This is a genomic window from Micromonospora globosa (assembly GCF_000717585.1).
Taxonomy (GTDB): Bacteria; Actinomycetota; Actinomycetes; order Mycobacteriales; family Micromonosporaceae; genus Micromonospora; species Micromonospora aurantiaca.
Genome location: NZ_JNZR01000017.1, coordinates 68,080 through 81,145, shown reverse-complemented (window position 1 = coordinate 81,145; position 13,066 = coordinate 68,080). Strand labels below are relative to the sequence as shown.

The 13,066-nt window shown below is 72.9% G+C and carries 12 protein-coding genes; 6 read left to right on the top strand and 6 right to left on the bottom strand.

Features of this window, described 5'->3' with window-relative positions; all coding sequences use genetic code 11:
• Positions 1-115: 115 nt before the first annotated feature.
• Positions 116-1,018 (bottom strand): hypothetical protein, encoded by a 903-nt coding sequence (locus IF06_RS0116775; RefSeq protein ID WP_030272098.1) that lies wholly within the window; start codon positions 1,016-1,018, stop codon positions 116-118.
• Between the two features lie 151 nt (positions 1,019-1,169).
• On the opposite strand from IF06_RS0116775, the gene IF06_RS0116770 reads away from it, so the two are divergent.
• Complete coding sequence (locus IF06_RS0116770; protein WP_030272096.1) at positions 1,170-1,382, top strand: hypothetical protein; 213 nt, start codon at positions 1,170-1,172, stop codon at positions 1,380-1,382.
• 6 nt (positions 1,383-1,388) lie between these two features.
• Here the strand turns inward: IF06_RS0116770 and IF06_RS0116765 are convergent, their stop codons facing one another.
• From IF06_RS0116765 to IF06_RS0116750, 4 genes are all read right to left on the bottom strand, one after another.
• Complete coding sequence (locus IF06_RS0116765) at positions 1,389-1,877, bottom strand: DUF3263 domain-containing protein (RefSeq protein ID WP_030272094.1); 489 nt, start codon at positions 1,875-1,877, stop codon at positions 1,389-1,391.
• Positions 1,878-2,013: 136 nt separating this feature from the next.
• A complete protein-coding gene (locus tag IF06_RS0116760; protein WP_013288877.1) occupies positions 2,014-3,027 on the bottom strand; it encodes an ABC transporter permease subunit in 1,014 nt (337 codons plus the stop codon).
• Complete coding sequence (locus tag IF06_RS0116755; RefSeq protein ID WP_013475073.1) at positions 3,024-4,022, bottom strand: ATP-binding cassette domain-containing protein; 999 nt, start codon at positions 4,020-4,022, stop codon at positions 3,024-3,026. Before IF06_RS0116755 ends, IF06_RS0116760 begins: the two co-directional genes overlap by 4 nt.
• Positions 4,023-4,164: 142 nt before the next feature.
• Entirely contained in the window at positions 4,165-4,950 is a 786-nt protein-coding gene (locus tag IF06_RS0116750) for a DeoR/GlpR family DNA-binding transcription regulator (RefSeq protein ID WP_013288879.1), read from the bottom strand.
• Positions 4,951-5,149: 199 nt separating this feature from the next.
• Here IF06_RS0116750 and IF06_RS0116745 point away from each other — a divergent pair, with 199 nt between their 5' ends.
• From IF06_RS0116745 to nagA, 3 genes are all read left to right on the top strand, one after another.
• The gene (locus tag IF06_RS0116745) at positions 5,150-6,079 is read left to right on the top strand and encodes an SIS domain-containing protein (RefSeq protein ID WP_013288880.1); all 930 of its coding nucleotides are present in this window, start codon (positions 5,150-5,152) and stop codon (positions 6,077-6,079) included.
• Positions 6,080-6,191: 112 nt separating this feature from the next.
• Positions 6,192-7,124, top strand: coding sequence for an ROK family protein (locus tag IF06_RS0116740; protein WP_013475069.1), 933 nt, complete (start codon positions 6,192-6,194; stop codon positions 7,122-7,124).
• Positions 7,121-8,230 (top strand): N-acetylglucosamine-6-phosphate deacetylase, encoded by a 1,110-nt coding sequence (gene nagA, locus IF06_RS0116735; RefSeq protein ID WP_013288883.1) that lies wholly within the window; start codon positions 7,121-7,123, stop codon positions 8,228-8,230. The genes IF06_RS0116740 and nagA overlap by 4 nt, the downstream gene beginning before the upstream one ends.
• Positions 8,231-8,243: 13 nt before the next feature.
• Here nagA and IF06_RS0116730 read toward each other — a convergent pair whose 3' ends face one another.
• Positions 8,244-9,452, bottom strand: coding sequence for a DUF4032 domain-containing protein (locus tag IF06_RS0116730; RefSeq protein WP_013288884.1), 1,209 nt, complete (start codon positions 9,450-9,452; stop codon positions 8,244-8,246).
• 112 nt (positions 9,453-9,564) lie between these two features.
• Here IF06_RS0116730 and IF06_RS0116725 point away from each other — a divergent pair, with 112 nt between their 5' ends.
• A complete protein-coding gene (locus IF06_RS0116725) occupies positions 9,565-10,332 on the top strand; it encodes a phosphatase PAP2 family protein (RefSeq protein ID WP_030272090.1) in 768 nt (255 codons plus the stop codon).
• 85 nt (positions 10,333-10,417) lie between these two features.
• Positions 10,418-12,970, top strand: a complete 2,553-nt coding sequence (locus IF06_RS0116720; protein WP_030272088.1) for a chitinase C-terminal domain-containing protein — start codon at positions 10,418-10,420, stop codon at positions 12,968-12,970.
• The last annotated feature ends 96 nt before the right edge of the window (positions 12,971-13,066 follow it).

Sequence of the window (13,066 nt, the reverse complement as noted above, 5' to 3'; positions counted from 1 at the left end):
ACCCCTTTGGGGAGGGATTGCCGCTATGGCCGACCGCCTCGTCCGGTCGTACCCCCGGGGTGTTCCCGCCTCACGCTGCGTTGTCATCCGACCGGTCGTTCCGACGTGAGCGTGCTCACGCCGAAGGGCCGAACTCGCAGAGCACAGCCGAGGCGTCGTCGGTGCGCTTGTGCCGCCGCAGCCGGTCCGGGTGGTCCCGCTCGGCAGCGCGGACCCGGTCGATCAGCCCTTCCGGACCCTCCACGGTGAGCACCTCCAGCAACCCGGCCCAGTCGAACAGGCCGAACTGGTCGACAGCGCAGGAGGCGCCGTCGCTGAGCAGCGCGGCCCGGCGCAGCGCCCCCGGACCGCGCAGCGGAAGCGTCCCGGTGAGCGCGTGGTAGGCCGCGTCCGGGTCGCTCGCCGCCGCCCAGTAGCCGTGGGTGCGGTTCATCCGGGTCCGCTGCACGGTCGTCGCGCGCCGGAACCGGGTCACCGGGTCGGTCTCGCCGTCCGGCAGTGCGGCGACGCTGCGGCGCAGGTCCGCCACCGCGTCGGCCAGCCGGTCGTCGGTGACCACCTCGATCCCCTGGTCGGTGTCGAGCACCAGCGGGCTGTCGCAGAGCACCAGGTAGTCGACCCGGTCGCCGCCGGCCCGCAGCAGGCAGACGGTGGACGACGGGGTGCCGGGATGGTCGAGGTCGCACGTCCCGCCGTGGTCGGCCCGTACCGCGAGGATCGCCGCCGCGAGGCTGCTCATCAGCGTGGCGGCGGGGCGGGCCGCGACCGCCAGGCCGATCCGGGCGGCCAGGTGGCGGACGTACCAGGCGGGGCCGTGCGCGCAGCCGGTGTCGAAGCCCTCGGGCACCGTGGCCCCGTCGAGGACGCCGACGAGCGGGCCGAAGCGGAAGACCACGTCCTCGTTCTCCGGCCGGCCGGGGGCCGGGTCGGAGGCGGAACGCACCCGCATCACCGGCGCCTGCGCGGCCGGGCGGGCCGGGCTGCTGCCGATCGCGTACCGGCGGTCTGGTGCCCCCATCGTCGGCCTCCGTTCGTCGTCGCCGGCCGCCTACCCGGACCGCGCCGGGTCATCCGCCGCCGACCCGATCGTGGTAACCGTGCGTCATCTTCTCCGGACCTTCGGTAGCGTCGGACGCGACCGGGTCGGTCCCGGTGACAGGGGGTACGAGATGTTGGAGCGGTTGCACGAGGGCGGCGTCCGGGCGGAGCACGCCTACCTCGCCGGGTTCGTCAGCATCGGCCTCTCGATGACCAGCTGGTTCCTCTCCAAGCACATGGAGCGCGCCGGGGTGGCGCGGGCGGACCGCTGGGGCATCTTCATCGGCGAGTGGGCCCCGACGTTCTTCGCCATCGGCAACGGGTTGCGCACGTACGAGAAATGACGCCGGTCAGCGGCGCCGGTTACGGGCACGCGACGAGCGCAGCCGACGCAGCCGGCCGATCAGCACCGGCTCGGCGGCGAGCGCGGCCGGCTGGTCGAGCAGGGCGTTGAGCAGCTGGTAGTAGCGGGTTGCGGAGAGCCCGAACGTGTCCCGGATGGCCTGTTCCTTGGCGCCGGCGTGCTTCCACCACTGCGCCTCGAACGCGAGGATCCGCTGCTCCCGCTCGGTCAGGCCGGCCGGCGTCGTGCCTACAGCGGCCGCCTCCGCCGCGTCTGGACCGGCCTGCTCGACCGGGGCGGCGGACTCGACGGGCGGCGAGGCGGGCCCGGCCGTGGCGGGCTCGGCGGGCCGGGCGGACTCCGACGGCTCCGACGGTGCGGTGGACTCGACGGGCGGAGCGGTGCGCGGTGGCGGAACGGTCCCGCCCGCGTGGCGCGTACCCGCTGCCGGGCCGGACCGGTCGACGGCGGCCCGCTGCGAGGCGTCGGCGGACATGGCGCTCCTCTCCGACGGCGGGTGACCGGCACGCGGAGCGCGCCGGCCGGGGGAGCCCCAGCGTAACCAGGGCCGCCCCCGGCCGCATCGGACGCGGGGTCCGCGCCGCCGGCACCGGCCGGCGGCGCGGACCAGGTCAGGCGATGTCCCGCCGGCGCATCGTCCAGAACGCGGCCGCCAACGCGCCCACCAGCGCCACGCCGAACACCACAGCCGACTGCTGCCAGGTGACCACGTATGTCGCAGGCTCGCAGGCGCCCTGGGAGAACTGGCAGGTGTCGTAGTCGAACAGTTCCGCCTGCTTCAGGAACCACGACTGGGCGTACGTGGACAGCACGTACCGGTCACCGAACTGGACCCCGAGCACGGCGACCGCGATCCGGATGCCGATCTCGCTCACCGCGAAGATGCCCACCGCCGCGCCGAGCGCCATCGCCGTGTGCCGGCCGAGCGAGGCCAGCGCGAACCCGACCGCCGCCACGAGCAGCGTCATCCCCAGCGCCCGCAGACCGTCCAGCCCGATCGACTGCCACACTCCGGCGGTCATCTTCGCGGTGCTGCCGCGCAGGCTGGCGATCAGCCAGAACGCCGCCGTCCAGAGCGCACCGAGCACCACGGTCAGGCCGAACACGGTGGTGAGCAGGGCGGCCAGCTTCGTGCCCAGCACGGTCAGCCGTTTCGGCCGCCAGAGCAACAGGTTCATCATTCCGCCGGTGTTCCACTCGGCGCCCACGAAGGAGGCGCCGACGATGAAGCCGAACAGCGCCACGGAGGCGGCGAACACGGCGATGAACAGGGGGAACTCGGCCCGGAAGTCGAACTGGTACGGCAGGTACCACTTCGCCTCGAACATGTCGGGCTGCGGCTGGTAGTCCTTGCCGCAGTTCGGGCCGTACCGTTCCTCGGTCTTCTCGCCGCGCGCCTGGGCCGCCTCGCACTCCGCGATGGTGCGCTTCCATTCCGTCATCGCGGACTGGTAGTCGTTGTTCGCCTTGGCCTCGGCCTCTGCGACCACGACGGGCGAGAGCTTCTCGCTGGAGAAGCTGAACGCGGTCGCGACGGTGGCCAGGCCGAGCACCAGCAGCACGAGCATCAGCCGGGTCACCCGGCGCTTGCCGAGCCGGCGCAGCTCGGTGACGAACAGGCTCATGCGCCCCAACCTCCTGCGGTGCCGGTCTGGTCGACCTTGGCGGACTGATCGACCTGACGGTGCTGGCCGGGGACCGGCGCGGTGGCGGTCAGTTCGAGGAAGACGCTCTCCAGGTCGACAGCGACCGGGGTTAGCTCGCTGACGTACAGGCCCTGCTCGGCGAGGAGCCGGCTGACGGTGGCCGGCTTGTCCACGCCGGACAGCATCAGGTGGTCCGGCTCGGCGGCCACGTGGACCCCGGCCCGGGTGAGCGCGTCGGCGGCCTGGGGCAGGTCGCTGACCGCCTCCAGGCGTACCCGCACGGCGCCCTGGGAGTGGGCCGCGAGCACCTGGTCGACCGGACCGAACGCGACCCGGCGGCCGAGCGAGATGATGGTGACCGAGTCGCAGATGAGCTGGATCTCGCCCAGGATGTGGCTGGAGAGCACCACTGTCATCCCGGCCTCGGACAGCTCCCGCATCAGCCCGCGCATCTCCCGGATGCCGCCCGGGTCGAGGCCGTTCGCCGGCTCGTCGAGGATCAGCAGCTTGGGGTTCTTGAGCAGCGCGGAGGCGACCGCGAGGCGCTGCTTCATGCCGAGCGAGTAGGTCTTGACCCGCTCGCCGGCCCGGTCGCGCAGCCCGACCAGTTCCAGCACCTCGTCCACGCGCTGCTTGGGCAGCTCACCGGCTTGGGCGAGCAGGCCGAGCGTGTCCCGCGCGGTGAAGTGCGGGAAGAACTGCGGACTCTCCACGATGGCGCCGACCTGCCCGGCGACCGCCGGCAGCGCGTGCGGCAGCTCCTGGCCGAGGATGGCCATCCGGCCGCCGTTCGGCTTGATCAGGCCGAGCAGCGTCCGCAGCGTGGTGGTCTTGCCCGAGCCGTTCGGGCCGAGGAAGCCGTGCACCTGGCCGGCTTCCACTCGCATGTCGAAGCCGTCGAGCGCGTGGCGAACCCCGCGTTTCCGGCTTCGGTACGTCTTGCGGAGACCTTCGATCTCCAGGACAGCCGACACAGCTGACCTCCCCCGATAAGTAGGCGTCAGCGACACCATACGCGGTATGCACCGGAAGGCAATACCCGGTATGCAGTGTCGGCGCGTTAAAAGGGGGCCCCTCCTCTACCGCAGGCGTTAAGAAGGGGCCCTTCCTTGCACGTCAGGCGCAGACGACGTGGACGCCCGCCTCACGGAACGCCGCCACCACGTCCGGCGACGCGCCGGAGTCGGTCACCAGCGTCTCGACCCGGTCCACCGGGCAGATCCGGGCGAACGCGTGCCCGCCGAGCTTCGACGAGTCGGCTATCACGACGACCCGCTTGGCCCGGGCCACCATGAGGCTGTTCATGGCCGCCTCGCCCTCGTGGTGCGCGGCGGCGCCGAGCTGCGGGTCGATCGCGTCCACGCCGAGCAGCGCCACATCCAGCGTGACCTCGCGCAGCAGCGCCCCGCCGAGCGGGCCGACCAGTTCGAACGACTTCGGCCGGACCACGCCGCCGGCCACCACCACCTTCATCCGCGAGCGCACCAGCAGCTCGTTGGCGATGTTCAGCGCGTTCGTGACCACTGTGAGCTGGGCGCCCTCGGCGCTGGTGTTGAGATCGGGGCGGACGGCGAGCGCCCGCGCCACCTCGGTGCTCGTGGTGCCGCCGTTGAGACCGACGACGGTGCCCGGCGACACGAGCGCGGCGGCGGCGGTGCCGATCCGCTGCTTCTCGGCCGAGTGCTTCGCGGTCTTGTAGCGCAGCGGCAGGTCGTAGGAGACGCCGTTGGCGACCGCGCCACCCCGGGTACGGGTGATCATCTGCTGCTGGGCGAGCTGGTCGAAGTCGCGCCGGATGGTGGCCTGGGAGACGTCGAGCCGCCCGGCCGCCTCCTCGACGCTGACCCGGCCGCTGTCGGTCAGCATCTCCAGCAGCGCGTTCCAGCGCGCGTAGCGGTCCACCGCGGGGCCCTCCCCAGACTGTGCGTGAACGGTGATCGGTTGCGTGCACACTAGTGCGCGAAACTAGGTCCGCGCAAAACCCTGCGCTGCGCGAACGGGGAGACGGTTGCCACGGCCACCAGGTTTCACGCAGAATGACGCGCGAAAGGCGGCCGTATCGCGCCGTATTGCGCAAGGTCTCCCCTGGGGAGGAGTTGTCATGGCGTACGTGCACGCGGAGATCGCGAGCCAGCCCGACTGCTGGCGGGAGGCGGCGCGACTCGCCCCGACCGTCGCCGAGCACCTGCCGCGCCCCGGCGAGCGGGTCGCCGTGGTCGGTTGCGGCACGTCGTGGTTCATGGCGATGGCGTACGCCGGGCTGCGCGAGGCCGCCGGCCAGGGCGAGACCGACGCCTTCCAGGCCAGCGAGTTCCCGGCCGGCCGGAACTACGACCGGCTGATCGCGATCACCCGCTCCGGCACCACCACCGAGGTGCTCGACCTGCTCACCGCGTTGCGCGGGCGGATCCCCACCACGGTCCTGGTCGGCGACCCCGACTCGGCCGCCGTCGCGCTCGCCGACGCCACGGTCGCGCTGCCCTTCGCCGACGAGCGGTCGGTGGTGCAGACCCGCTTCGCCACCACCGCGCTGGCGCTGCTCCGCGCCCACCTCGGCGAGGACCTCGGACGGCTGGCCGCCGACGCCGAGGTGGCCGTACGCGCGCCGCTGCCGATCGACCCGGCCGGCATCGAGCAGGTCACCTTCCTCGGTCGCGGCTGGACCGTCGGGCTGGCCCAGGAGGCCGCGCTGAAGTGCCGCGAGGCGGCCACGTTCTGGGCCGAGGCGTACCCGGCCATGGACTACCGGCACGGCCCGATCTCGGTCGCCGCGCCCGGCCGGCTGGTCTGGGCGCTCGGCGAGATCCCGGACGGCCTGCCCGAGGACGTGGCCGCGACCGGCGCCGCTTTCGTGCACAGCCGCACGCACGGCTGGCGCACGGTGCTGACGAGCTGGTCGGCCGGCCGCAACCCGGTCGACCCGATGGCCGACCTGATCCTGGCCCAGCGCTTCGCGGTCGCGCTCGCCACCAGCCGCGGCCTCGACCCGGACGCGCCGCGCCACCTGACCCGGTCCGTGGTCCTGGCATGAGCGAACGCACCGAGCGCAGCGAGGGCCGTGAGCGCATGCGAAGCCGGCACGGCATGAGCGAACGCACCGAGCGCAGCGAGGGCCGTGAGCGCATGCGAAGCCGGCAGACGGCGTGAGCGCAGGCGACGAGGTCGTCGTCGCGCTGGACGTGGGCGGCACCGGGATGAAGTGCGCCCTGGTCCGGCCGGACGGCACGACTGTGCACACCGAACGGCACGCCACCGACGCGCAGCGCGGCCCGGAGGCCGTGGTCGGCACCATCCTCGACGTGGCCGAAGGGCTCGCCGGCAAGGCCCGCGCCGACGGCCGTACCCCGGTGGCCTGCGGCATCGCCGTACCCGGGGTGGTCGACGAGGCGCGCGGCGTCGCGGTCTGGTCGGCGAACGTGGGCTTCCGGGACGTACCCCTGCGGGAGCTGGCGGGCACGCGGCTGGGACTGCCGGCGGCGCTCGGCCACGACGTGCGGGCGGGCGGTCTGGCCGAGGCCCGGCTCGGCGCCGGACGGGACGGCGGGCATGTGCTGTTCGTCGCGATCGGCACCGGCATCGCCGCCGCCCACGTGGTCGACGGGTCGGCCGCCACCGGCGCGCACGGCGCCGCCGGGGAGATCGGCCACATCCTGGTACGCCCCGGCGGCCCGCGCTGCGGATGCGGGCGGACCGGCTGCCTGGAGGCGGTGTCGTCGGCGTCGGCGATCGGGCGCCGGTACGCCGAGCTGTCAGGCGCGCCCACCACCGCCGCCCAGGTGGCCGACCGGGCGGCCGCCGGTGAGCCGCTCGCCGTGGAGGTGTGGCAGGAGGCGGTCGAGGCCCTCGCCGACGGACTCGCCACCGGGCAGGCGCTCTACGATGTCTCGACAGTGGTGCTCGGCGGCGGGCTGGCCCAGGCCGGTCCCCGGCTGTTCGACCCGCTGCGGACGGCGTTGCGCGAGCGGCTGACGTTCCACCGCGAGCCGCGCCTGGTCGCGGCCGACCTCGGTGACGAGGCCGGCTGCCTGGGCGCCGCCCTGCTGGCCCTGGACACCCTGGCGAAGGAGAGTCGATGACCCGGCGCGTGACCGGCAAGGTGGTGACCCCGACCGGCGTCATCCGGCAGGGTTGCGTGGAGATCGCCGACGGGCGGATCACCGCTGTCGCCGAGTATCCGTCGGTGCGCGACGGCCACTGGATCGTGCCGGGCTTCGTGGACATGCACACCCACGGCGGCGGCGGGCACACGTTCACCACCGGCGACGCGGAGTCGGCCCGGCAGGCCGCCGCGTTCCACAGCGGGCACGGCACCACCACGCTGCTGGCGAGCCTGGTCAGTTCCCCGTTCGAGCTGATGCGCGACGCGACCGCCGCCTACCGTCCGCTGGTGGAGTCCGGCGTGCTCGCCGGCGTCCACTTCGAAGGCCCGTACCTGTCCGCCGACCGTTGCGGCGCACAGAACCCGGAGTTTCTGCGCGACCCGTCCACCGCGGAGCTGACCGAGCTGATCGAGCTGGGCGGCGGCGCCGTACGCATGGTCACGATCGCTCCCGAGCGGGACGGCGCCACCAAGGCGATCGAGCTGCTGGTGTCGCACGGCGTGGTCGTGGCGGTCGGGCACACCGACGCCACCTGGGAGCAGACCCGGGCGGCGGTGGCCGCGGGCGCGACGGTCGGCACCCACCTGTTCAACGGGATGCGCCCGGTGCACCACCGCGAGCCCGGCCCGGTGGTGGCGCTGCTGGAGGCCCCGAACGTGGTGTGCGAGCTGGTCGCCGACGGGGTGCACCTGCACGACGGCATGCTCGGCTTCGCCACGTCGGTGGCCGGCCCGGAGCGGGCCGCGCTGATCACCGACGCGATGGCCGCCGCCGGGATGCCGGACGGCGAGTACGAGCTGGGCGGCCAGGCGGTCACCGTGTCCGGTGGGGTGGCCCGGCTCAGCCGTGACGGCGCGATCGCCGGCAGCACGCTCACGATGGACGCGGCGCTGCGGCACGCGGTCGGCGCGGGTGTGGCCCTGCCGGACGCCTGCCGGATGGTCGCCACCACCCCGGCCCGCGCGATCGGCCTGGGCGACCGGGTGGGCGCGCTGGTCGCCGGGCTGCGCGCCGACCTGGTGATGTTGGACGACGACCTGAACGTGGTGCGGGTGATGCGCGGCGGTGACTGGGTGGAGTGATCCGCCCCCGCCGTCAGGCGCTCGGCACCTCGACGCCGAGCACCGCCTGCTCGTCCGGCCGGTGCACGAGCACGTCGGCCAGGTACGACTGCACCGCCCGGCGCATCCCGACGTCCCGCCCGGCCTGCTCGGAGAGCAGCCACTTGTGCTCGATGATCTGGGCGAACAGCTCCTGCGGCTCCAGCTTGTTCCGCAGGTGCGCAGGCACGGCCCGGACCACCGGCTCGAAGACCTCGGTCAGCCAGCGGTGCGCCGCTTGCTGCTCGTCGGTCAGGTCGCTCTCCAGCCGGTAGGCGTCGAGGTCGTTGAGGAGCCTGCGGGCCTGGTTCTCCTCGGCATCCAGGCCGGTCAGGCGCAGCAGCCGCCGGGTGTGGTAGCCGGCGTCCACCACCTTCGGCCGAACCAGGTAGCGACCGTTGTCGACTGTCGACATGGCCACCTCGGCCACGTCGAAGCCCAGCTCGTTGAGGCGGCGGATGCGCCCCTCGATGTCGTGCCGGGCGGCGCGCTCGACCTGCTGCTCGTAGGTGATCTCGTGCCAGAGCCGCTCGTAGCGCTGCACGACCTCCTCGCAGACCACCTCCGGGTCGATCGACTCGTGCAGCAGGCCGGCGGCCTGGAGGTCGAGCGCCTCGCCGAAGATGTTGACCCGGGCGATCTCCAGGTCCTCGCCGCGCTGGCCGTTCGACAGCGACGGGTGCAGCGCGCCGGTCTCCGCGTCGACCAGGTACGCGGCGAACGCGCCCGCGTCCCGCCGGAACAGCGTGTTCGACAGCGAGCAGTCGCCCCAGAAGAAGCCGGTCAGGTGCATCCGCACGATCAGCGCGGCCAGCGCGTCGAGCAGCCGGTTCATGGTCTCCGGGCGCAGCGTGTTGGAGAACAGCGCCCGGTAGGGCAGCGAGAACTGGAGGTGCCGGGTGATCAGCACCGGGTCCAGCGGTTCGCCGTCGTCGGTCTGCCGGTCGGCCACGATCGCGATGGCCTCGACCGACGGGAAGTCGATCCGCTCCAGCGCCCGCAGCAGGTCGTACTCGCGCTCGGCGACCCGCTCGCCGGTCTCCTTCACCGCGTAGACGTACCCGCCGAGCCGGACGAACCGCACGATGTGCCGGGAGATGCCCTGCGGCAGCGCCACCAGGTGTTCGGCAGGCCACTGCTCCAGCGGTGTCGACCAGGGGAGGTCGAGCAGCGCCGGGTCGACGAGAGCCGAGGTGATCCGCACGGCAACCAGTGTGACCGCTGACCCCCGCGCCGCGCTTCCCTTCGTGGTTGGGCACACAGCCGCCGATGCCCGCGCCGCCCCCGCCGCCGGCGGCGGCCGGTAGCGTGGTCGCGTGCGTCAGACCTCGGGGGTACGCGGTGACCTGCGGCTGCGGCCCGTCCGGCCGGCCGGGTGGTGGTTCGACCTGCTGCTGCTCGCGGCAGTGGTGGCGCTGACCGTCGCGCTCGCCTCCGGTCACCTGTTCGGCCTCGACCGGGCGGTGGCCGACTGGTCCGACGAGAACCGCCCGGCCGCCGCCCGCTGGGTGGCGATGACGCTGAACCTGCTCGGCCAGGGCACGCCGCTGACGCTGCTCGCGGCCGGGCTGGGCGTGCTGCTGGCGTGGCGGCTGCGCTCGGTGCGGCCGCTGCTGCCGCCGGTGGCCGGGTTCGTGCTCACGTTCTTCACGATCGGCCCGCTGAAGGTGTGGACGGCCCGCCCGGCGCCGAGCGCCTCGGTCAAGGAGCCGTTCCTGTCGCCCGAGCAGACGCTGCCGCTGTTCCAGCACGACCTGCCGGTGCGTTTCGCGCAGTCGTACCCGTCGGGGCACGTCGCCAACTCGATCGTCTGGTACGGCGTCCTGGCCCTGCTGCTGGCCCCGCTCGTGCGTACGTTCGGCCGCACAGTGCCGCCCCGACTGGTCACAGTGGTCCGGGTGGTGCCACCGGCGGTGGTCTTCTGCACCACCGTCTACCTGGGCTGGCACTGGCTGACCGACTCGGTCGCCGGGCTGCTGCTCGGCCTGCTGCTGGACCGCCTGCTGCACCGGGTGCCCTGGAACAGCCTGCCGCTGCCGGCGCGGCTCCACGGCTGGGCCCGGCCGGCGGAGCATCTCGACTAGCAGTCCGCCTCTTGTCTCGGCGTATCGACACCGGTATACATTTAGCAACCTTAACAGTTAAGTTTGTTAAATGTAGGAGGTGCGCGTGCTGGCGAGACGAATCAGCCGCTGGCTGTCGGCCGGCGCCGCCGGTCTGCTGACCGCGATGACGGCGGTGGTCGTGGCCGCCCCGGACGCCCGGTCGGCCGCCGCCGACGACGAGGCGTGCCGGCCCGACGGGCTCTACCGCACGCCCGGGGTCTCGGTGCCCTACTGCACCGTCTACGACACCGCGGGCCGGGAGAAGATGGGTGCGGACCACACCCGCCGGATCATCGGCTACTTCACCAGCTGGCGGACCGGCCGCAACGGCGCCCCGGCCTACCTGGTGAACCAGATCCCCTGGCAGAAGGTCACCCACATCAACTACGCGTTCGCCCACGTCGACGGCGGCAACCGCATCTCCGTGGGCGACCCCGGCGCCCCGGACAACCCGGCGACGAACATGACCTGGCCCGGCGTGGCCGGTGCCGAGATGGACCCGGCCCTGCCGTACACCGGGCACTTCAACCTGCTCAACAAGTACAAGAAGCAGAACCCCGGAGTCCGCACGCTGATCAGCGTCGGCGGCTGGGCCGAGACCGGCGGCTTCATCGACGACAGCGGCAACCGCATCGACTCCGGCGGCTTCTACCGGATGACCACCACCGGCACCAACACGGTGAACACCGCCGGCATCAACACGTTCGCCGACTCGGTGGTGACGTTCCTGCGCACGTACGGCTTCGACGGGGTGGACATCGACTACGAGTACCCCACCTCCAACAACAAGGCCGGCAACCCGCTCGACTTCGCCCAGGCCGACGCCAAGCGGGCCGGTCTCAACGCCTCGTACCAGGTGCTGATGCGCACGCTGCGCGAGAAGCTCGACCGGGCCGCCGCCACCGACGGCAGGCACTACCTGCTCACCGTGGCCGCGCCCGCGTCCGGCTGGCTGCTGCGCGGGATGGAGTCCTACCAGGCGTTGCAGTACCTCGACTACGTCAACGCGATGTCCTACGACCTGCACGGCGCGTGGAACCACTTCGTCGGGCCGAACGCGGCGCTCTACGACAACGGCGACGACGCCGAGCTGGCCGCGGGCGGCGTGTACGGCGCCTACTCCGGCATCGGCTACCTGAACACCGACTGGGCGTACCACTACTTCCGGGGCGCGCTGCCCAGCGGCAGGGTGAACATCGGCGTGCCCTACTACACCCGGGGCTGGCAGGGCGTCACCGGTGGCACCAACGGCCTGTGGGGACGGGCGGCGCTGCCCGACCAGACCAAGTGTCCGGCCGGCACCGGCGGCTCGATCGGCTCCACCACCCCCTGCGGCAACGGCGCGGTCGGCATCGACAACCTCTGGCACGACCTCGACGCCGCCGGCAACGAGGTGCCCGGCGGCGCCAACCCGATGTGGCACGCGAAGAACCTCCAGGCCGGCATCACCGGCGACTACCTGGCCGGATACGGCCTCACCCCGGCCACCGACCCGGCCGACCGGATCAGCGGCAGCTACGCCCGTAACTACTCGGCCGCGCTGGTCGCGCCCTGGCTGTGGAACGCGGAGAAGAAGGTCTTCCTCTCCACCGAGGACGACCAGTCGCTCGCCGCCAAGGCCGACTACGTCGCGGCCAAGGGCCTCGGCGGCGTGATGATCTGGGAACTCGCCGGCGACTACGCCTACGACTCCGCCAAGGGCCGGTACGGCATGGGCGACACGCTGACCACGCTGCTCTACGACCGGCTGAAGGCCGCACCGGCGTACGGCGCCCGCAAGGCGGGCATCACCATGCCCACCCGGACGCTGGACGTGGCGGTCGGCATGGGTGGTTTCGCGCTCGGCGACAGCAACTACCCGATCAACCCCGAGCTGCGGCTGACCAACAACACCGGCGCGCCGATCCCGGCCGGCGCGCACCTGGAGTTCGACTATCCCACCACCACCCCGGCCACGCTCAGCCAGCAGTCCGGCTGGGCGCTCACCACTGTCACCACCGGCCACACCGGCAGCAACGTGGGCGGCCTGAAGGGCGACCACAACCGGGTACGCCTCACCGTGCCGGCCGCAATCGCGCCCGGCTCGTACGCCGAGGTGACGCTCAACTATCAGCTCCCGATCTCCGGCCCGGCCAACTTCACGCTCGCCTTCGGCGGCCAGACGTACGCGCTGGCCGGGGACTGGGCACGTGGTGGCGAGGTGGTCACGCCGTCGCCCAGCCCGAGCGGTTCCGTCCCACCCGGCGGGGGCACCTGCACCGCGCCGGCCTGGTCGGCGTCCACCGCGTACTCCGGCGGTGCAACCGTCTCGCACGCCGGACGGACCTGGAGCGCGAAGTGGTGGACCCAGGGCGAGACGCCGGGCAGCGCCGCGGTCTGGGCCGACCAGGGTGCCTGCACGGGCTCCCCGACGCCGACCACCTCCCCGACGCCCACCGGCTCGCCGTCACCCACCGGCGGTGCATGTGCCGCGCCGGCCTGGGCCGCGGGCACCGCGTACCCCGGAGGTGCCGTGGTGTCCTACGGCGGACACCGGTGGACCTCCCGGTGGTGGACCCAGGGAGACGTGCCGGGGACCAACAGCCAGGGCGTGTGGACCGACAACGGGCCCTGCTGAACCCGATCCCGGTGCCGCCGGCGGAATCCTGCCGGCGGCACCGGCCGTTCACCCGGCGGACCCGGGCCTCCGGTGTGTGGAACGGCGGGCACGGCG